The organism is Ginsengibacter hankyongi, from assembly GCF_008710285.1.
Classification (GTDB): domain Bacteria; phylum Bacteroidota; class Bacteroidia; order Chitinophagales; family Chitinophagaceae; genus Ginsengibacter; species Ginsengibacter hankyongi.
The window spans coordinates 221,176-240,449 of the sequence record NZ_VYQF01000004.1 but is presented as its reverse complement, the minus strand read 5'-3'; the positions used below and the strand labels follow the sequence as shown (position 1 = coordinate 240,449).

The 19,274-nt window shown below is 36.6% G+C and carries 20 protein-coding genes; 12 read left to right on the top strand and 8 right to left on the bottom strand.

Translation table 11 applies throughout. The features are described from left to right. Nucleotides 1–9: 9 nt before the first annotated feature. Entirely contained in the window at nt 10–168 is a 159-nt protein-coding gene (locus FW778_RS23185) for a hypothetical protein (RefSeq protein WP_202552279.1), read from the bottom strand. 169 nt (nt 169–337) lie between these two features. Here FW778_RS23185 and FW778_RS15480 point away from each other — a divergent pair, with 169 nt between their 5' ends. After that, a complete protein-coding gene (locus tag FW778_RS15480) occupies nt 338–2,236 on the top strand; it encodes a chloride channel protein (RefSeq protein ID WP_150415709.1) in 1,899 nt (632 codons plus the stop codon). Nucleotides 2,237–2,254: 18 nt separating this feature from the next. Here FW778_RS15480 and ric read toward each other — a convergent pair whose 3' ends face one another. From ric to FW778_RS15465, 3 genes are all read right to left on the bottom strand, one after another. Continuing rightward, the gene (gene ric, locus FW778_RS15475; RefSeq protein WP_150415708.1) at nt 2,255–2,944 is read right to left on the bottom strand and encodes an iron-sulfur cluster repair di-iron protein; all 690 of its coding nucleotides are present in this window, start codon (nt 2,942–2,944) and stop codon (nt 2,255–2,257) included. Nucleotides 2,945–2,957: 13 nt separating this feature from the next. Then, nucleotides 2,958–4,208, bottom strand: coding sequence for a hypothetical protein (locus tag FW778_RS15470; protein WP_150415707.1), 1,251 nt, complete (start codon nt 4,206–4,208; stop codon nt 2,958–2,960). A 64-nt stretch (nt 4,209–4,272) separates the two neighbouring features. Continuing rightward, a complete protein-coding gene (locus FW778_RS15465) occupies nt 4,273–4,866 on the bottom strand; it encodes a Crp/Fnr family transcriptional regulator (RefSeq protein WP_150415706.1) in 594 nt (197 codons plus the stop codon). Nucleotides 4,867–5,119: 253 nt separating this feature from the next. On the opposite strand from FW778_RS15465, the gene FW778_RS15460 reads away from it, so the two are divergent. The 8 genes from FW778_RS15460 to FW778_RS15425 are packed head-to-tail and all read left to right on the top strand — an operon-like array spanning nt 5,120 to nt 12,763. Further along, on the top strand, nt 5,120–5,599 hold the full coding sequence (locus tag FW778_RS15460) for a c-type cytochrome (RefSeq protein ID WP_150415705.1): 480 nt from the start codon (nt 5,120–5,122) through the stop codon (nt 5,597–5,599). A gap of 33 nt (nt 5,600–5,632) precedes the next feature. Beyond that, on the top strand, nt 5,633–7,636 hold the full coding sequence (nosZ, locus tag FW778_RS15455) for a Sec-dependent nitrous-oxide reductase (protein WP_150415704.1): 2,004 nt from the start codon (nt 5,633–5,635) through the stop codon (nt 7,634–7,636). 59 nt (nt 7,637–7,695) lie between these two features. After that, complete coding sequence (locus tag FW778_RS15450; protein WP_150415703.1) at nt 7,696–8,724, top strand: nitrous oxide reductase accessory protein NosL; 1,029 nt, start codon at nt 7,696–7,698, stop codon at nt 8,722–8,724. After that, the gene (gene nosD, locus FW778_RS15445) at nt 8,721–9,956 is read left to right on the top strand and encodes a nitrous oxide reductase family maturation protein NosD (protein ID WP_150415702.1); all 1,236 of its coding nucleotides are present in this window, start codon (nt 8,721–8,723) and stop codon (nt 9,954–9,956) included. Before FW778_RS15450 ends, nosD begins: the two co-directional genes overlap by 4 nt. Next, the gene (locus tag FW778_RS15440; protein WP_150415701.1) at nt 9,953–10,663 is read left to right on the top strand and encodes an ABC transporter ATP-binding protein; all 711 of its coding nucleotides are present in this window, start codon (nt 9,953–9,955) and stop codon (nt 10,661–10,663) included. Before nosD ends, FW778_RS15440 begins: the two co-directional genes overlap by 4 nt. Nucleotides 10,664–10,667: 4 nt before the next feature. Then, nucleotides 10,668–11,435: an ABC transporter permease subunit gene (locus FW778_RS15435; RefSeq protein WP_150415700.1), complete on the top strand. Its 768-nt coding sequence runs from the start codon at nt 10,668–10,670 to the stop codon at nt 11,433–11,435. Between the two features lie 17 nt (nt 11,436–11,452). Then, a complete protein-coding gene (locus FW778_RS15430; RefSeq protein WP_150415699.1) occupies nt 11,453–11,827 on the top strand; it encodes a group III truncated hemoglobin in 375 nt (124 codons plus the stop codon). A gap of 24 nt (nt 11,828–11,851) precedes the next feature. Further along, nucleotides 11,852–12,763 (top strand): transporter, encoded by a 912-nt coding sequence (locus FW778_RS15425; protein ID WP_150415698.1) that lies wholly within the window; start codon nt 11,852–11,854, stop codon nt 12,761–12,763. A 197-nt stretch (nt 12,764–12,960) separates the two neighbouring features. Here the strand turns inward: FW778_RS15425 and FW778_RS15420 are convergent, their stop codons facing one another. Continuing rightward, nucleotides 12,961–13,413, bottom strand: coding sequence for an Hsp20/alpha crystallin family protein (locus FW778_RS15420; RefSeq protein WP_150415697.1), 453 nt, complete (start codon nt 13,411–13,413; stop codon nt 12,961–12,963). A gap of 371 nt (nt 13,414–13,784) precedes the next feature. Here FW778_RS15420 and FW778_RS15415 point away from each other — a divergent pair, with 371 nt between their 5' ends. After that, nucleotides 13,785–14,306 carry a hypothetical protein gene (locus tag FW778_RS15415; protein ID WP_150415696.1) on the top strand — a complete coding sequence of 174 codons (522 nt, stop codon included), beginning with the start codon at nt 13,785–13,787 and terminating at the stop codon, nt 14,304–14,306. 201 nt (nt 14,307–14,507) lie between these two features. Here the strand turns inward: FW778_RS15415 and FW778_RS15410 are convergent, their stop codons facing one another. After that, entirely contained in the window at nt 14,508–16,253 is a 1,746-nt protein-coding gene (locus FW778_RS15410) for a glycoside hydrolase family 13 protein (protein ID WP_150415695.1), read from the bottom strand. Here FW778_RS15410 and FW778_RS15405 point away from each other — a divergent pair. Together FW778_RS15405 and FW778_RS15400 are read left to right on the top strand one after the other, a co-directional pair. Further along, complete coding sequence (locus FW778_RS15405; protein ID WP_150415694.1) at nt 16,252–16,476, top strand: hypothetical protein; 225 nt, start codon at nt 16,252–16,254, stop codon at nt 16,474–16,476. The genes FW778_RS15410 and FW778_RS15405 overlap by 2 nt on opposite strands. 400 nt (nt 16,477–16,876) lie before the next feature. Next, nucleotides 16,877–17,503 carry a YdcF family protein gene (locus FW778_RS15400; protein ID WP_202552278.1) on the top strand — a complete coding sequence of 209 codons (627 nt, stop codon included), beginning with the start codon at nt 16,877–16,879 and terminating at the stop codon, nt 17,501–17,503. 29 nt (nt 17,504–17,532) lie between these two features. Here the strand turns inward: FW778_RS15400 and FW778_RS15395 are convergent, their stop codons facing one another. Further along, a complete protein-coding gene (locus FW778_RS15395; protein ID WP_150415692.1) occupies nt 17,533–17,841 on the bottom strand; it encodes a YHS domain-containing protein in 309 nt (102 codons plus the stop codon). 92 nt (nt 17,842–17,933) lie between these two features. Further along, nucleotides 17,934–19,229: a threonine synthase gene (gene thrC, locus FW778_RS15390; RefSeq protein WP_150415691.1), complete on the bottom strand. Its 1,296-nt coding sequence runs from the start codon at nt 19,227–19,229 to the stop codon at nt 17,934–17,936. Between the last annotated feature and the right edge of the window lie 45 nt (nt 19,230–19,274).

The window sequence follows — 19,274 nt, the reverse complement described above, 5'->3', positions numbered from 1 at the left end:
TGTCACCACTTAATCACAAGTTCTTGCTGTTAATGCATCAGAAAAAAAGCCTGCACGTAATTTCTTTTCTTTCATTTTACGGGATGAAAAAAACTCTCCGGGCACTGATGGGAAACTGCTGTAGAGCGCAATAACACCCATTTCTTTTAGCACAAGATGGCGATTCATTTCAAACTTTTTTCGTGTTATTAAAGTTAATAATTAAAAAGTATCAGCAACCGAAGTCAATTATAAAAAATGATAGTTTAATTAACCTGCCAATTTATATTGTTGAAATTTTAAGGATATGGTCTTAAATTTGCCGCGCACGTATTATAGAAGAGTAATAAATATTTGAATGGACAGAAAAAACATTTTAAATAACGGGATCCCAATATCAATTTCGTTAACCCCCACATTAGAGGCTGAGAATATAAAACCGCAGGTTTCACAAAACAAAAAACGACTTGTTACTATTGCCTCCTTAGCGATTCTAATCGCAATTTGCATAAGTTTTATCGCTAAGTTTCTTATATACCTCATCAATCTGATCACCAATATCTCTTTTCATGGCATTTTCTCATTCGCACATGGTAGTCCTGCAGATAATTCGTTAGGGTGGTTGGTTATTATCGTACCTGTTGTTGGAGGCATTATTGTTGGCCTTATGGCGCTTTATGGTTCCAAAGCTATTCGCGGACATGGTATTCCGGAAGCAATGGAGCAAATACTTACTAACCAAAGCAAAATAAAACCAACTATTACTTATCTAAAGCCTATCTCATCTGCCATTGCGATTGGAACCGGCGGCCCGTTTGGTGCTGAAGGCCCGATCATTGCAACCGGAGGCGCTTTGGGTTCAACACTGGGGCAGCTATTAAAAATCACTCACAACGAAAGAAAAATTTTATTAGCCTCTGGTGCTACGGCGGGGATGGCAGCGATTTTCGGAAGCCCTATTGCAGGGATCTTTCTAGCTATAGAACTTTTGTTATTTGAGTTTTCACCACGTTCTATTATACCTGTTGCTTTAGCTTGTATTACGGGTGCGGCAGGCCATCATTTTCTTTTTGGCGCCGGGCCTGTTTTTGCCATTAAAAAATTTATTGAAGCGCCGTCCAATACCGCTTTATTAACTTATAGCATTATTGGAATTTCAATTGGATTATTATCAGTGCTTGTAACAAAAATTGTTTATTTAATAGAAGACGGCTTTGAAAAGTTGCCCATTCACTGGATGTGGTGGCCTGCGATAGGTGGCCTCGCAGTGGGCATTATAGGATATTTTGCGCCTCATACGTTAGGCGTAGGCTACGAAAATATCACTAATATACTTTCCGGCGATATGGCACTAAATGTTGTGCTGTCGTTATGCCTGTTTAAATTTCTTTCATGGGCAATTGCTCTGGGAAGCGGAACATCGGGAGGTACGCTTGCGCCTTTACTTACTATTGGCGGAGCCGCCGGCGCGTTATTGGGGAGTGTGATCATTTATTTCTTTCCTGCATCTGGTATAACGATAACTCTTGCAGCATTAGTAGGTATGTCCGCTATGTTTGCGGGAGCCTCGAGGGCTTTGCTTACTTCTATAATTTTTGCTTTGGAAGTTACCGGCCAGTCCAATGCATTATTACCATTGCTTGCATCATGCACTGCTTCTTATCTAATTTCTTTTTTCCTGATGGAAAGTACCATAATGACGGAAAAAATTACGAGGCGTGGTGTAAAAACACCGGACTCTTATGAACCGGATATATTGGAAAAAATATTAGTGAAGGAAGTGATTAAAGAAAATGAATTAGTGATAAATGAAGAAAACAGCATAAGGGATGTGAGGCAGTGGCTTGAAAAGGAAAAAGAGTATATCAGCAATTATTTCATTATTGTAAGCAAGGATAATGAGTTCATGGGAATTATAAGTTCATCCAGCTTGTTTAGCAATCATCAAAACCAGGATAATCCTGTTGGAAAACTGATTAAGAGAAATAATTTTTCCGTGACGATGGACACTCCCCTACGAACAGCAGTGGAAATGATGGCAAGAGAAAATGTTGATATTTTACCAGTTGTATCGGATAAAAAAACCGTAACCGGTGTGTTATCCTACAAGGAAATAATTTCAGCTTATAAACACGGAATGGACGACAATGAGAAAAAAAACCCGGGCATATCTATAAAAAGAAACAGTTTAAAAATATTAATCCGTGGCCAAAAATTAATAACCACCGGGAAAAGAAAATTCCTGCATAAGGATTGAGGCACAGATTAATCTCATTTAAAAAGCAAGAGCTTTAGGAAACAAAATATTATTTTCAAGATGAACATGCTGATGAAGGTTTTCCTCAAATTCCTTTAATTCAAGCATGCTTACCCGGAATGTATTACATGCAGTTTCGGGCGATGTATAGTTGTTGGTTAACTCCTTTATATGTTCCATGTACTGCCCGGCCACTTCATGGTCTGCCTCCATTACTCCAATGGGTGCTGCAATGAAATTAGGAGGATAAGTTCCCTTCTCATTTTTTTCCATTCTTTCTATTCTTGGGAACAGCATGATCTCTTCTTTCTGCATATGTAGTAAAAGCTCATTCAGCAATGCTGTATAATCAGTAGCTACCTCTGTCATCCACGGAAATCTTTCGCCGTGTTTAAAAGCCACTTTATCCAAATGTTGTTTAATAGTTGGTCCATACTCTTTAACATAAAAATGATGGTATTCCAAAATATAAGCTATTAATTCAGTTGCGCTCATTTTTTGAAAGGGCATATTTTCTGTATTGCCCACAGCCTGCGTATTCAATTCATCTATAATATTTTCTACCGGAATTCCTTTTTCACTACATGCTGCCACAAGGCTTCTTTTCCCTTTGCAACAAAAATCAAGATTATATTTTTCAAATATAAATGCTGCCTTATGCTGCTGGGTTACAATTTGGCCAAGTGTTTGTTCTGAATAATTGTTCATGATTATATAATTTTTAATACGTGAATAATGCGGAAGAAGTATCTAAATATTCAATTCTTTTATATTGAGATATAACGGTAAATGTTACACCTGTAAACATTATTATTGCTGCCGCAAGCAGCATCTCGCTCATATAAGGAATGTTTATATAAAACAAATCGTATACGCCCTGAAGCATAAGCAGTACTTCATTAATAATAATACCCGCTGTAAAAATGTAAATACCTTTAATTGCTGCTTTACTTGTAATAATATAATTATGAAGAATGCAGTAGCCAAGTAGGAATAAAGTAATAATGCCAAGAAAAACAAGATGCAAATAGCCAATTACTATTGGCCTGAAGCCATACACCATCTGGTTTAAAGAAGGTATTACTGAAAGCATTTGCAATAGAAGTTTTATAAATAAAGAAATAGTAGCAAACGCTGTGAGCCAAACCGCAATAGATGGAGATTGAGAAATAATTTTTTTTAAATAAGGCCTCAGCATAAAAACCATTAATAAAAAGGCAACAAACTGTGCGGTTACAGATAACACAATTATTATGTAGATCCACAAAGAAGGTTCGACCCAAAGTATAGATAAAAAATAAACGGGCACTATGGCCGCAGCGAACAACTGCAATACGAAAGGCATGTATTTAAGATTGATATTTTGAGTAGAGAGATAAGCCGTAAACAAACCCATACACGCAAAAAAGAACCAACCGTTATATTGAAAATGAAGAAAGAAATAAATGGCAGCGGTATACAATTCCGGATGCATAATTTTTGTTGCCATCATAAATGCGAGGCTAAAGGCCCCGATGGAAGAAACAGCGTTAAATACTATTGCAAACTTAAACCAGGTATGTTCTATGCATTTTTGCGGCAACTTGTTCAGGTCGTGCCAGTATATAACGGCAAAGAAATAGGAAACAAAAATGGATAATGTTGAAAATATTATGGACACAATGCCATAGCCTTCCCAGGGAAAACTAAATAACATTCCACATGCGGTGATCAAATTAGCCAGCAAAAGAACATTATATTTCTTTTGAATTTTTGCTTGTGGAGATTTTGCAAGATATCCCGTTAAGCATGTCATCAACGCTTGTGTTATCCACCCGGAAAATGCAAAATGCGAATGAGCATGTAGTAAATATTTTTGATCTACAAAGGGAAGTGAGAAAGCTATTTTATATCGCAGAATACAACCCAGTAAAGCGACTGTTGCCAAACTAATTAAACTAATTCTTATCCACTGTTGAATAAACCGCTGCATTATAAAGAAGATTTGCAGCAAAGTAAGAATTAAATTTGCGCATTATTTATGCGTTCAGTCATAATCAGCAGAAAACTCTTCCCTTTTCAATTTTTAGTTTTCCTTTGTCATGCATGGAGCGCATGGTTCTTATAACAGTTTCTACCCGCATCCCGGTCATACTTGCAAGTTGTTGCCTGGTGAGTTTTAGCTGGTTACAATCGTTGCAGAAATGTTGATTATCTTTTTTAAATTGATTTATCAATGTGGTTATCCTGCGTTCAGGATTTTGCGACGTCATTTCTTTTGTTATAAGAAATTTATAGCGCAATCTTTGAGCCATGAGTTTTGTAAACGAGAATAGTATTTCAGGATTTTCTTTTAACAATTGTTGAAAAGAAGATTCATGCAGGCGTAAAATAACCGAATCTTTTTCAGCTATTGCAGTAGCTGCATAGGGTGCATTATCAAATAAAGGAATTTCACCAAAAGATTCTCCCGGTGCAATTATATTATGGATAAATTCTACACCCTCATTATTAATATTTACCCATTTAATACTACCGGTTTCTAATTGATGATAAAAGTGGGCTTCATTGCCTTCCTTGAAAATAACTTCTCCCGCCTGTACTTTTTTAAATGCCGCACCCCAGGCAATTAGTAAATCAGTATTGATCATTATAACTAGATTTTTATACCGCCAAAACTAAAAGCATGATCATAATGTCGTTATGATCTTTAGCATATTTTGATATGACATAAATCATATTGAGAGATATAATGAGCTAACTAATCTATCTATTTCTATTGATAATCAGCGAAAAAGAGTCTTACAAATATTTTCCTTTTTTCCTTATTTCTGTTTTATGATTGAACTCATAAAAGAAGGTTCTTGCCTGGTGTAAAATTGCAGTGTAATTAAAACAATCAATATGAAAAAAATAATCGTTTTTATGTCCATTTCGGTAGTAACTATTTTGTATGCCTGCAGTGGCGGCAATAATAAATCCGAAGCTACGACTGATACAAGTAGTACGGTAGCTGCTGATAATGGAAATCCTTCTTATGATCCCAATCGCGGCGAAGGAAAATTTACTAAAGTAGATGTTAGTTCAACCCTTGATGCTGCCAAAGCCGAGGCGGGCAGCAAAATCTATAATGTGAAATGTGGCGCCTGCCATAAGTTAACAGATGAAAAATTGGTTGGCCCCGGATGGAAAGGAGTTACTCATCGCCACACTGCAGAGTGGATTATGAACTTTGCTACCAACACCGATGATATGATTAATAAGGATCCTAAAGCCCAGGCTATGCTTGAAATTTGTTTGGTGCGTATGCCTAATCAAAATATAAGTGATGATGATGCACGTAATGTGTATGAGTTCATGCGTAAAAATGATGGCGTAAAATAAAAACTAACTCTTTTAAAATAATAATTAATCAAAATGAAAAAGAATACAAATTGGCTTTATGCATTAGGAGCCGCCTTTCTGTTAACAGGATTTTATTCCTGCAAGCCAAAAAACACATCGGACGCCATTAGCGGCGATGCTGCTCAAAAAGTGTATGTTGCCCCGGGCAAATACGATGAATTTTACAACTTTGTTTCCGGTGGATTTAACGGACAGATGAGCGTCTATGGGTTACCGTCAGGAAGGCTTCTCAAAATTATTCCCATATTTTCTGTTTTTCCTGAAAACGGTTATGGTTATAGTGAAGAAACCAAGCCCATGCTCAATACCTCACACGGTTTTGTTCCATGGGATGATCAACATCACCTTGAATTATCCCAGACTAACGGCGAAATAGATGGCCGCTGGATTTTTGCCAACGCAAATAATACACCTCGTGTTGCAAGAGTTGATTTAACTACTTTTAAAACGGCCGAGATATTAGAATTACCTAATAGCGCCGGTAATCACTCCTCTCCTTTCATTACAGAAAATACAGAATATGTAGTGGCCGGAACCCGCTTTGCCGTACCGATGGATAATGATAATGGAGATGTTCCCATCAATACTTATCGCAAGAATTTTAAGGCCTCCATTAGCTTTATCAGTGTTGATAAAAACTCCGGCAACATGAAAGTGGCTTTTCAATTAAGGGTACCACCGGTAGATTTTGATTTGAGCCATTCGGGTAAAGGAAAATCGCACGATTGGTTTTTCTTTTCGTGCTACAATACAGAACAGGCCAGTACTTTATTAGAAGTAAACGCTTCACAACGGGATAAAGATTTTATACTTGCCGTTAACTGGAAAAAATTAGAGGAATATGCCAACCATGGAAACGGGAAAAAAGAAGCGGTACAATATGCACATAACGTGTATGATGAAAAAACACATTCCGCTACTTCTACCATTGAAAAAGAAGTAACAGTTTTAGATGCAAAAGATTTGAAAGATGTCTGTTATTTCATTCCCTGTCCTAAATCCCCTCACGGATGTGATGTAGACCCTACCGGTGAATACATTGTAGGCAGCGGTAAGTTAGCAGCTTTAATTCCTGTGTTTAGTTTTGATAAAATTCAAAAGGCTATTGCTGATAAAAAATTTATTGGTAATTATGATGGCATACCTGTTATAGAGTATGAAGCGGCTTTATATGGTGAAGTTAAAAAACCTGGCTTAGGGCCCTTGCATACAGAGTTTGATGGCAGAGGCAATGCTGTTACTACTATGTTTGTTTCGTCAGAAATAGTAAAATGGAATATTAAAGATTTAAAAGTAATTGACCGGGAACCTACTTATTATTCTCCCGGGCATTTATGTATACCGGGCGGGGATACACGGAAACCAAATGGCAAATATGTTATCGTTTATAATAAAATAACTAAAGACAGGTACCTTCCTACAGGCCCTGAACTAGCACAGGCAGCGCAGCTTTTTGATATTAGCGGAGATAAGATGAAATTGTTGCTCGATTTCCCAACAGTAGGTGAACCACATTATGGGCAGGCTGTAGCAGCATCTTTGATCAAAGACAAATCTGTGAAGTTTTTTGATATCAATCAAAACCAAAATCCTTATGTTACTAAAGGAGAAAAGGAAGCCAAAGTAATACGTAATGGTAAAAAAGTTGATGTGTACATAACACAAATACGTTCCCATTTTGTACCGGATAATATTGAGGGAATAAAAATGGGAGACCAGGTATACTGGCATGTAACCAATTTAGAACAAGATTGGGACGTACCTCATGGATTTGCAATAAAAGGCGCTAATAACGCTGAGTTGCTCGTTATGCCGGGAGAAACACAGTCCTTTGAATGGAATCCAGAAAAACCTGGTATGTATCCATTTTATTGTACCGATTTTTGCAGTGCATTACACCAGGAAATGCAGGGATATGTGAGGGTTTCACCGGCAAATAGTAATGTGGCAATTAGTTTCAGTACAGGAGCAAATTTACCAGATACCACAACTGCACCACCGTTACTTGGCAAATAATGATTTCTTAAATAAGATGGATCCGGTTTTTTTTTGATTCATCACAAGATTTTAAAGCAATGAAAAAAAATTATTCAATTCAAAAAATAAACCGGGTCCTTCTATTACTATGTGCAGTGATTTTATTTATTGTTGTAAAAGTTCCTATGTGGCGCATTGATTTAAATGCGCCACAATACCCCGAGGGATTGAGCTTATTCATTTATCCCAACCACCTCGGAGGTAATATCGACATTGTAAATGGATTAAACCATTACATTGGAATGAAGCCCCTCCATACAGAAGATTTTATCGAGTTTAAAATACTCCCGGTTATTATCATTGCTTTTGCAATAATAATATTAATTACCGCTTTTTTTAAAAAGCGCTGGATGCTTACCACAGTGCTTATTTTATTCGTAGTGTTCGGCGTGGTGGCCATGATCGATTTTTGGCGTTGGGAATATAATTACGGTCATAACCTTAATCCTGATGCACCTATCATTGTGCCCGGAATGGCTTATCAGCCCCCATTAATTGGGTTTAAACAGTTATTAAATTTCGGAGCATATTCAATTCCAGCAATAGGAGGATTTCTGTTTGTAGGTGTTGGATTACTGTTGGTAGTAATGAATATTATTGAATATAAAGTTGGAAAGAAATTAAAGTCAATCTATCGTCAGCCTGCGCTTATTGTTCTGTTGCCCATGTTATTTTTTATTTCATCCTGTAATAGCGGTCCTGCTCCTATTATTGTGGGCAAAGATATTTGCAGTTATTGTAAAATGCCTGTAAGCGATAATCGCTTCGGTGCAGAAATAGTAACCAATACGGGTAAAATTTATAAGTTCGATGATGCCCATTGTGTGCTCTCTTTTCTTCATTCAGCGGAGCTTAAAAAAGAAGAAAAATTTAAAATTTATTTTGTTGATTTTTCCGGGAACCACTCTTTAATTCCGGCAACAGCGTCATCATTTTTAAAAAGCGAAGCTTTAAGAAGCCCTATGAATGGGAATGTAGCTGCCTTTAGCAACCCGGACAGCATGGAACAAACATTCAATAAATATCCGGGAACCAAACTTAGCTGGTCTGAATTGAATAAGCAATGAAAAAGTTTATCGTCATTATAATTTCATTTTTACTTCTTTCGCCGAAAGTTTTTGCACGGATTTATACCGTTCAAAAAAACTCTGCCCTAAGTTCTATACAACAGGCTATTAACATTGCTACTAACGGCGATACAATAATGGTGATGCCTGGTGTTTATGCTGAAAAAAATATCCAGGTAAATAAATCACTGGTCCTGATCGGTAAAAGTTTCCCGGTATTAGACGGTCAGCATTCCTATGAAATAATTTCTATCAAAGCAGATAACGTAATTCTTGAAGGTTTTAAATTAATACACTCCGGTATTTCAAGCTTAATTGATATTGCAGGCATAAAAATTTATGCCCGCAAAAACGTGGTAATAAAAAATAATATTTTAGATGACACCTTCTTTGGAATTTATTTACAGAAAGCAGTTAATTGCCTGATAGAAAATAATAAACTCAAAGGCGTTGCCACCACCGACCAGCAAAGCGGCAATGGAATTCATTGCTGGCAATGCGATAGCCTTCGCATTATTGGTAATACGATAGCCGGCCACCGCGATGGCATTTATTTTGAATTTGTTACCAACTCTGCTATCTGGCGAAATGTTTCCCATGCCAATATGCGTTACGGCCTGCACTTTATGTTTTCACATGAAAACACTTATATTGGCAACATTTTTAAAAATAATAACGCCGGCGTATCGGTAATGTTCTCACATGGTGTAAAAATGTTTAATAATATTTTTGAAGATAACTGGGGCGATGGGTGTTATGGTATTTTTTTAAAAGAAATAACTGACAGTTATATTTCAGGCAATAAATTTCTGCGCAACACCACCGGTATTTTTATGGAAGGCGCCACGAGGGTTTTGGTTGAAAAAAATGAATTCAGTAAAAATGGCTGGGCCGTTAAAATTGACGCCAGTTGTTTGGACGATACTATTAGAATCAATAATTTTTTAGGCAATTCTTTTGATGTGGCGACTAACGGTACCCTGGTAAGTAGCTTCAGCTATAACTACTGGGATAAATATGAAGGATATGATTTGAATAAAAATAATATTGGAGATGTGCCTTATCACCCCGTCAGTCTTTTCTCAATGATAGTTGCTGAAAATCCTTCAGCAATGATATTATTCAGAAGTATTATGGCGACGATGTTAGATAAAATAGAAAAAATTTTACCAGGTATTACCCCAGAAAACTTAGTAGATAATTTTCCGTATATGAAACCGATACATTTATGATTATAGCTAATAACGTTACCAAAAAATTTGGGAAACTCACTGCCTTAAATAATGTTTCTGCAACGTGCGGCAAAGGTCAATGCATTGCATTAATAGGACCTAACGGTAGCGGTAAGACGACGTTGGTAAAATGTATGCTGGGCATGGTAATACCCGATAATGGATTTATCACTTTTAATGAGAAAAATATTTTGCACGATTGGCTCTACAGGGAACACATCGGCTACATGCCTCAAATAGGACGTTATCCTGAAAATATGACTATTGGCCAGTTACTGAACATGATGAAGGATATCAGGTTTAAAAGCGGCGGCCAATCGCTGGATGAAGATTTGGTTAAAGCATTCAAACTGCCGGACCTGATGCAAAAACGCATGCGTACGTTATCGGGTGGCACTACTCAAAAAGTAAGTGCTTCTTTAGCTTTTCTTTTTAACCCGGATGTATTGATTTTGGATGAACCCACAGCAGGGCTCGATCCCGTAGCATCAGAAATATTGAAAGAAAAAATAATTGCAGAAAAACAAAAAGGAAAATTAGTGCTCATAACATCGCATATATTGAGCGAACTCGACGACCTGGTGACACATGTTATATATATGCAAGACGGCAACCTGTTGTTTCATAAAAGCATCGACCGCCTTCGTGAAGATACCGGCGAACAAAAATTATCCAAAGCCATAGCTTCGGTTATGCAAAAAAATTAATTGCATGAAAAAAATTATCAAATATGTTATTGTCGATATCCTAAGGAACAAAATTGTTATAGCCTACACTTTGTTATTGCTGGCCATATCTTTTGGATTGTTTAATCTTGATGATAATACATCAAAGGGCCTCCTCAGTTTAATGAATATTGTATTAATAATTGTTCCTTTAATATGTATTATTTTTTCCACCATATACGTTTACAACAGTTCTGAATTTATCGAACTGCTCGTGAGTCAACCACTTCAAAGAAAACACATTTGGATGAGCCTTTTTGGAGGTATAGCTATTGCTTTAAGCCTCGCTTTTTTCATTGGAGTAGGTATAGCGGTGTTCATATATTCTTTTACTCCCGCAGCATTAATCTTACTGGGAGTTGGTTTACTATTAACGATAATTTTTGTAGCAATTGCATTACTGGCAGCTGTATACACAAGAGACAAAGCAAAAGGTATTGGCATATCTGTTTTATTATGGCTTTACTTTTCTTTAATTTTTGATGGTCTTGTTCTTTTTATACTTTTCCAGTTCCAGGACTATCCATTAGAAAAACTTATGGTGGTAATTAGCAGTTTAAACCCGGTTGATCTTTCGCGGATATTAATTTTATTGCAACTTGATGTATCAGCGCTGATGGGTTATACCGGCGCCATCTTTAAAGATTTTTTTGGAACGCAGACAGGAATAATTATTTCATTTGTCGTTTTATTGTTATGGATATGGGCACCTCTTTGGGCCTCTCTGAGAAGGTTTAACAGGAAAGATCTTTAACGGTTTAATCTAAGTTTATGAAAATGGATATAACAGATGCAACGGATATAGCAAACCTTATTAACACTTTTTACGATAAGGTAAAAGAAGATGAGATATTAGGGCCAATTTTCAACGTGCAGATTCCGGTTAACTGGCAGGTTCATTTGCCTGTAATGTATCGTTTTTGGGAGAACGCCATTTTTTATACCGGAGGCTACACCGGCAATCCAATGGCATTACATGCACATATTCATAAGAAGATAGGCCTTGAAGCAAAACAATTTGAACGCTGGCTAAAATTATTTAATGAAACAACGGATGAATTATTTGAAGGCGAAAAAGCAGAACTTGCAAAAGAAAGGGCGTTAAGTATAGCCCGGGTAATGCAACAAAAACTATTAAACGCATAAATCAATCTCCGACCACACTACATTATGAAAAAAATTTTTCTCTTTTTCAGTATTTTATTGTTTGCATCTGCCAGCATAGCGTGCCCCATTTGCGGTTGCGGCGGCAGCAACGTTTATATGGGTCTATTTCCAGATTTCCGGCGCGGGTTTATGGGTATGAGGTATAATTATGCACAATATCACACAACTTTATTTAGTGATCCTTCGCAATACAGCAACAACTATTACCACAGTATGGAAGTTTGGGGCGGCATCAATTTGGGATCAAAATTCCAGGTGCTTGGCTTTATCCCTTATTATTCCAACAAGCAGCTAGACGATGATGGCACATCAACTCCGCATGGCTTGGGCGATGTTACTATTATTGGACAGTACAAAATATTAAGTACCACTTCTGTTAGTCATAGTAAAAAGATTATACAACAACAATTATGGTTAGGGGCGGGAATTAAACTTGCTACCGGGTCTTTCAATCTTGACCTTGCAGATCCCGGCATAACTATAGCTGATGTTAATGCGGAGCTAGGAACCGGCAGCACAGATTTTCTATTGAATGGCATTTATAATATTAGCATCAACAATTTTGGCTTAAATGCATCGGCCAGTTATAAGATCAATACTTTTAATAAACAGAATTATAAATACGGCAATAAGCTATCTACAAATCTTATAGCTTTTTACAGGGCTAATAGCGGCAAAGTTGGTGTATCGCCTAACGCAGGAATTGGTTATGAAAACGTATCAGGAAATTTATTTAACAGCAAGACAGTTCAATATACTGGCAGCAATGTTACCAATGCAATTGCCGGTGTTGAATTTACCTTTAACAAAATTGGTGTTGGCATAAACGCACAATTACCTCTCTCGCAAAATTTTGCCGAAGGCCAAACCCAACTAAAGTTTAAAGGAATGGCACATGTAACGTTTTCTTTGTAAGAAGCGAGGACTGTTTATAACATTGCTGTATAGGAATAATTTCGTTTACGGCGGCCGCTATGTAACAGTCGGGTTGTTAATATAAGAGCCAGGAATTACAATAGAAATTGTAAAAAAATAAGTTTCAGCTATCGCTTCTGTATAAATTAAAAAGTTGCCTTGTAAGAGGCAACTTTTCAAATAAGGAAGCTTGTTAATTAAGAAATTTGGATAAGCCGTGGAGGCTTTTGCTTAGCTTCCTCTTTTTTTGGAATCAGAAGATGAAGCAATCCATTTTCATACTTCGCTTCAATTTTGTCAATATCCACAACATCCTTTTGCAAATTAAAAGTCCTTTGGAAAGCCTGGTAGCTAAATTCCTTGCGGTAATATCTTTCATCTTCCTTTTCTTCTTTTTGATTATTTTTTTCGGAACTAATGGTCAGGGAATTTCCATCGAGCTCAACTCTGAAATCTTTTTTAGTCATGCCGGGAGCAGCCACTTCAACTTCGTAATTCTCTGCTGTTTCTTTAATGTTAACCGCAGGAATTGTTGTGTTTGTGTCAGAGAAGTTGGAGTTATTCCAGTTGAACAAATCCCGATTAAAAAAATCATCAAAAAGCATCGGCAATGGATTTAATAAACTTCCATTTCTTTTTACGAGTGTCATAATTACCTCCTTTTTAATGGTTAATAAATAAATTTCAAAAGTAAAAAATCAACCCGCGTGCCACTGCGATTTTAGCACTTTAAAAAGATAAAAATTGTCTTACATCCCTAAAAAATGTCAGTTTGAAAGTCAAAATTTCTGTAACCGACCCATGATGATAACACCTACACAGGACCTTCGTAAAATTCCTCTTAAAGAGACGCAGAAGCTCCGAAAAACGTGTGAAAACTTCTGGTAAAGCGGGGTATTTATACGTCTTTTTTTAATAACTTTAATTTTTTGGAAGAAATTTATATTTCTGAACAATTATTTTCAAAAAAAGTAGTTATTCAATTATTGGTCTGTAATAATTTCTAAATCCAATTGTTCGTATGTTACCAATTACTATAATTTTTAGCCTGCTTTTTTTTGCAGCGTTTATCTTTCGTTGTATCAGTTTCTTTTCCCGACTGGCCCGCAAGAGAAAAGAAGGTGCATTTTTACAACTAAGCCGTGAAGGCGCCGCAAATAATCTTATTTTTTGCAGTCAGGAAATGCTTCAAAACAAGGTGATCGGTATTGATGGCATTCACAGGAAAATATTGATCGTTGAAAAGATTAAGAATAAATACAATTCGTCACTGATATCGCTCAACGAAGTTCAAAATTGTAAATTGGTTACAAAATATAAAACTTCCGAACCGGGAAACATAACGCAGTCTGAAAACAGCAAAAATCTTTTTGCCATTGAACTGGAGTTCGAATTCAGGAATCGTGCTAAAACTGCTTCTATTATGTTTTATGATGGTCTTATCAACTCCCAGAGAGAGCTATTATTACTTAAAGCAAAAGCAGAATACTGGAGCGTGATGCTTTCCAAAATGATAACAAGACCTGTGAGGGTGCGGGCTTAAAATTCTTGAGTATTTCCTATAAAAAGCCGTAGCATTTTCTCATCTACTATTATTTTAAAATGTATCTCAAATTAATACTTTTTAAAACGATGTAGTCACCGGGCGGAATGACTTCAATCAATGGATGGGCAAATAATGTTTTTGTAATTAGTCTTATAATTTATCTTTTACCATTCCATTTTAAAAATTAAAAAACTATTCTTATAACTCCCATACCGCTGCTTCATAAGGTTGTAAAGTATTGCCGTCAGAAGGCTTTGAATAATTATCTAAAAGCAATTTGGCTTTACTGATATCAATGCCTGTATTAAAGGCCGCAGGCTTACTTTTAAAGTTCAAAAGTATTAAAAACTTTTTCCCGTCCAGTTCTCGCGTGTACGCATACACGTCATCGTTATCTTTATCCAGTAATGTATATTTTCCATAAACAAGCAATGGATTTTCTTTCCGCAGCTTTACAATTTTTCTAAAATAATTTAATACGCTGTTAGGATTATTTTCTTCAGCAGCTTCATTTATGGTTTTATAATTTTTATTTACCTCTATCCATGGTATACCGGTTGTAAAACCTGCATTAGCTGTGCTATCCCATTGAAAAGGAGTGCGAGCATTGTCGCGATCGGTAAATTGCTTTTCTTTCAAAAATTTTGGGATATCTCCGCCGGTACTTTCAAGATGCCGGTATTCATTCAGCGTAGGCATGTCACGATAGTCTTCTATTTTAGTAAAGCCCGCATTGGTCATTCCCAGTTCATCACCATTATAATAGTAAGGTGTGCCACGCATCGTCATAATAAAAGTAGCCAACATTTTTGCCGAAGGCGCTCTGAATTCGGGACTGTCATTTCCAAACCTGCTTACAAGCCTTGCCTGGTCGTGGTTTGCGAGAAAAATTGAGAGCCATCCGTTACTTGCAAAAGCACTATCCCACCGGGCGAACACTTCTTTCAATTTTAATAAACTATATCCACCGGGCTTTGCAATATCAACACCATCAAAAGCATACGCCATATTTAATTCATGGCGGTTAGAATCCACAAGGTCATGTGCATCTTCAAATGAATTGCCGGCGCCTTCTGCCACACTCATAACGTTATACTTACTTAGCACTTCTTTATTCATCTCCTGTAAATATTTATGCAGGTTTCCCTGCATGGCATAGTACAATGAGAAATGCTTTTCAAATCCTTTTGGAAACGCGGGAAATGTAGTGTCTTTCGCAGCAAACTGGAACGCATCTAACCTGAAGCCATCAATACCTTTGTCGGCCCAAAATTTCATAATATCATATACTTCACTGCGTACTTTTGGATTCTCCCAGTTTAGATCGGGTTGCTTACGCGAAAAATAATGCAGGTAATATGCATTGGTTGTTGAATCGTACATCCACGCATCATGATTAATATCAAACAAACTAAATCGATAAGAGGGCTTCCCTTTTTCAGCATTCCACCAATGATAATAATTGCGGTAAGGATTGGTTCTTGAACTCCGGCTCTGTTTAAACCATTCGTGTTCATCGCTGCTGTGGTTCACTACAAGATCCATCACCAGCTTAATTCCCCGTTCATGCATGCCTTTCAATAATGAATCAAAATCTGCCATGGTGCCAAAATCTTTCATAATGTTACGGTAGTCACTCACGTCGTAACCATTATCATCATTCGGTGAAGAATAAATGGGATTGATCCAGACCGTATTAATTCCTAAACTTTTTATATAATCCAGTTTGGATATAATTCCTTTCAAATCACCAATTCCATCGCCGTCACTATCTTTAAAACTGCGCGGATAAATTTGATAAACAATGGCTTCTTTCCACCATTTTTTTCCTGGGATACTATCGGTATTCGCAGCATGCTCGGCAGTTGTTTTGTATTTACAGGACCATTGTGCACAACCCAATGTAACAATCAAAAGTAGGAGCAGGTAATTTTTCTTTATCATGCAAATCGTTATTTATGTATTTTTCGTAAGCCGGCCAAATAATAAGGCTTTCAATATTACAACTTATATCTCATTGAAGCGTTTTGAGCCGGGTTTTGTAAAATTACATCGCCTTTTTATTTCGCATTTATTTAAAAAAAAACAAAATTATATACCCGGAAACCAGTTTGGGCATCATCGCGATTTTTTCCCGAAACGCAATGCAGGCAAGGCATTTCATTAACAATAATCGCCTCTGCGATAATATAACAAGCCATAATTTGATTAGTTTCCCATTTCAATGCGGCCTAATTTCATGTTATAAAAGAGCTACTGAGGAAGAAAGAAGGTGAAAAATGGTTTTAAGCTGTGAATCAGCCAAACGAATACAATTAAAATTTCTCATATCAAGCAATCGTAAAGGGTCGTTCTGTTTCTACAGAAGGACCTGTTTTTTTATAACACCTTTGGGAAATATCTTTCTTTTATTTTTATTAAACTTTTCACATAAATTATAAAAGAATATGCGCCAGTTAGCTTCTTCAGTTTTATCATTTTTTTTATCGCCCTTCAACTGGATAATTATATTAGTTATTGCAGGATTTCTTTTCCGTAGAGCATCACTGAAAAAAATTTGCAGAATAATGGCTTTATGCATTTTTCTTTTGTTTAGCAACAAATGGCTTTTAGACTGGTATGCAAAACAATGGCAGCCATTACCGGCATCAATCGATAAAAATATTACTTACAGTTGCGGAATTGTACCGGGTGGATTCGGAAGCCCGGCCCCCGATGGAAGCGGATATTTCAATGCAACAGCAGACAGGTTTATACAAGCAGAAAAATTATATAAGCTTGGCGTTATCAAACACATATTAATAAGCGGCGGTAACGGAAAAACGGACGATAAAAGTTTTCGCGAGGGCCGATGGGCTAAAGGTGAACTTGTCATAATGGGAATTCCGGATTCAGTAATTTTCGTTGAAGACAGATCGAATGATACTTTTGATAATGCTGTATACGCAAAGCAAATCCTGGATTCTTTACAAATAAATCCTCCTTACTTGCTTATCACTTCTGCAAGCCATATGCCACGAGCTTCACTCATATTTAAAAATGCCGGAATCACAACTGTTGCATATCCCTGTAATTATGTTGACGGAAGAAGCAGGTTTAGCTTGTCATCCATTATTCCGCAGCCCTCCGTACTATTAGGCTGGGATGTCTATTTGAAAGAAGCGGCAGCGTATGTATGGTACAAATTAAAGTAAGGCTAAATTATAAAAATGCAACTCTAGTCTTACTTCTTTAAATCAGCCGCAGTTATTCCTTTTTCAGGATCTTTTAAAAAATCATCTTTACATTCTTTGGAACAAAATCCTAACACTTTCCCTTTATAATGTACCGTATCCCCAATACCTGCTGATACAGGCATTCCACATGAAGGGTCTCTTTTGTTATCGACCATAGCAGGAGTATATTTTATTGTATCAACATTAGCTATCGCAGCAACGTTTGCGTCTAAATTTTTACCCGCCTCCTGGTTTCCGCAAGATGCAATGAATAAAGTAATTGCCAAGCAAATAATTAATACTGAAATATTTTTCATAAGAAATAAAATAGTTTATGCAAATTTATTTCATTTTTATTATTAAAAATTAAAGAAAAGCATGACTGCTATAACATTAAGGGTTCAAATTATTAAGCCAATAAATACTCTTTCAATTCCTCATACTTTGCTTTCGTCTTTACACTCTTCTTTGTCAATTTAAAAAGATCATTTATAACAGAAGGCATTGGCACTTTTTCATTAATGATCGGTTCTACTACATCATAAAATTTTACGGGATGTGCTGTCTCTAAAAACATTCCTTTTAAATGAGGATATTGTTGTAAGTATTTTTTTAACGCACCATAGCCAACAGCTCCATGGGGATCTAATAAATAATTATCTTTTAAATAAACTTCTTTAAGAATGTTTTTTGTTTCTTCATCAGAAAAAGAATAACTGCTCATAACATTTTTAAGCGATTGGAATTCCTTATCAAATAATTCAAGTATGCGAACAAAATTGCTTGGATTGCCTACATCCATTGCGTTGGATAAGGTTGCTACAGATTTTTTAGGCGAATAATTGCCTGTTTCCAAATATTCAGTTACAACATTATTTACATTACAGGCGGCAATAAAATGACTAACGGGTAAGCCTGAACGATGCGCCAATAGTCCCGCACAAATATTACCAAAGTTACCACTGGGTACACTTATAACAGGAGGATTATTTTTATCAGCCCATTGGGTATATGCGAAGAAATAATAAAATTGTTGTGGCAACCATCTTGCAACATTGATGGAATTGGCAGAAGTAAGAAATAATTGCTTATTCAAATCTCCATCTGCAAAAGCCTGCTTTACCATTTGCTGGCAATCGTCAAATGTGCCATCAATTTCAAGAGCCTTAATATTTTTTCCTAATGTGGTTAATTGCAATTCCTGTACACTGCTTACTTTTCCTGACGGGTATAATATTACCACATCTACCCCATCTACATCATAAAAACCATTGGCAACCGCACCACCTGTATCTCCTGAAGTTGCTACAAGAACGGTAACCTTTTTATTATTATCTTTTACAAAATAACCAAGGCAACGGCTCATAAATCTTGCGCCAACGTCTTTAAATGCAAGCGTAGGCCCATGAAATAATTCGAGTGAAAAAATATTTTCTTCAACCTTAACCAGAGGAAAATCAAAATTGATTGTCTCTGCCACAATCCTTTCCAGTTCAGCTTTGGGTATTAGATCGCCTATATAAGGCTGAATAACTTTAAAAGCAATTTCTTCTTTCGAATATTTATTGATGTTATCAATAAAACTTTTATCTAACACGGGAACCGTTTCAGGAAAATACAGTCCTTTATCAGGCGCCTGACCTTTAATGGTTGCTTCTTTAAAATCGGCTTTTGGAGCGTTATTATTCGTACTGAAGTAAAGCATAGTAAAATTTGGCCTCACCCCAACCCCTCTCCCGTGGAGAGGGAA

What these genes read in the sequence shown, in the direction of transcription:
- FW778_RS23185 (WP_202552279.1), bottom strand. Translation starts at nt 168, where the DNA reads ATGAATCGCCATCTTGTGCTAAAAGAAATGGGTGTTATTGCGCTCTAC.
- FW778_RS15480 (WP_150415709.1), top strand. Translation starts at nt 338, where the DNA reads ATGGACAGAAAAAACATTTTAAATAACGGGATCCCAATATCAATTTCG.
- ric (WP_150415708.1), bottom strand. Translation starts at nt 2,944, where the DNA reads ATGAACAATTATTCAGAACAAACACTTGGCCAAATTGTAACCCAGCAG.
- FW778_RS15470 (WP_150415707.1), bottom strand. Translation starts at nt 4,208, where the DNA reads ATGCAGCGGTTTATTCAACAGTGGATAAGAATTAGTTTAATTAGTTTG.
- FW778_RS15465 (WP_150415706.1), bottom strand. Translation starts at nt 4,866, where the DNA reads ATGATCAATACTGATTTACTAATTGCCTGGGGTGCGGCATTTAAAAAA.
- FW778_RS15460 (WP_150415705.1), top strand. Translation starts at nt 5,120, where the DNA reads ATGAAAAAAATAATCGTTTTTATGTCCATTTCGGTAGTAACTATTTTG.
- nosZ (WP_150415704.1), top strand. Translation starts at nt 5,633, where the DNA reads ATGAAAAAGAATACAAATTGGCTTTATGCATTAGGAGCCGCCTTTCTG.
- FW778_RS15450 (WP_150415703.1), top strand. Translation starts at nt 7,696, where the DNA reads ATGAAAAAAAATTATTCAATTCAAAAAATAAACCGGGTCCTTCTATTA.
- nosD (WP_150415702.1), top strand. Translation starts at nt 8,721, where the DNA reads ATGAAAAAGTTTATCGTCATTATAATTTCATTTTTACTTCTTTCGCCG.
- FW778_RS15440 (WP_150415701.1), top strand. Translation starts at nt 9,953, where the DNA reads ATGATTATAGCTAATAACGTTACCAAAAAATTTGGGAAACTCACTGCC.
- FW778_RS15435 (WP_150415700.1), top strand. Translation starts at nt 10,668, where the DNA reads ATGAAAAAAATTATCAAATATGTTATTGTCGATATCCTAAGGAACAAA.
- FW778_RS15430 (WP_150415699.1), top strand. Translation starts at nt 11,453, where the DNA reads ATGAAAATGGATATAACAGATGCAACGGATATAGCAAACCTTATTAAC.
- FW778_RS15425 (WP_150415698.1), top strand. Translation starts at nt 11,852, where the DNA reads ATGAAAAAAATTTTTCTCTTTTTCAGTATTTTATTGTTTGCATCTGCC.
- FW778_RS15420 (WP_150415697.1), bottom strand. Translation starts at nt 13,413, where the DNA reads ATGACACTCGTAAAAAGAAATGGAAGTTTATTAAATCCATTGCCGATG.
- FW778_RS15415 (WP_150415696.1), top strand. Translation starts at nt 13,785, where the DNA reads ATGTTACCAATTACTATAATTTTTAGCCTGCTTTTTTTTGCAGCGTTT.
- FW778_RS15405 (WP_150415694.1), top strand. Translation starts at nt 16,252, where the DNA reads ATGCAAATCGTTATTTATGTATTTTTCGTAAGCCGGCCAAATAATAAG.
- FW778_RS15410 (WP_150415695.1), bottom strand. Translation starts at nt 16,253, where the DNA reads ATGATAAAGAAAAATTACCTGCTCCTACTTTTGATTGTTACATTGGGT.
- FW778_RS15400 (WP_202552278.1), top strand. Translation starts at nt 16,877, where the DNA reads ATGGCTTTATGCATTTTTCTTTTGTTTAGCAACAAATGGCTTTTAGAC.
- FW778_RS15395 (WP_150415692.1), bottom strand. Translation starts at nt 17,841, where the DNA reads ATGAAAAATATTTCAGTATTAATTATTTGCTTGGCAATTACTTTATTC.
- thrC (WP_150415691.1), bottom strand. Translation starts at nt 19,229, where the DNA reads ATGCTTTACTTCAGTACGAATAATAACGCTCCAAAAGCCGATTTTAAA.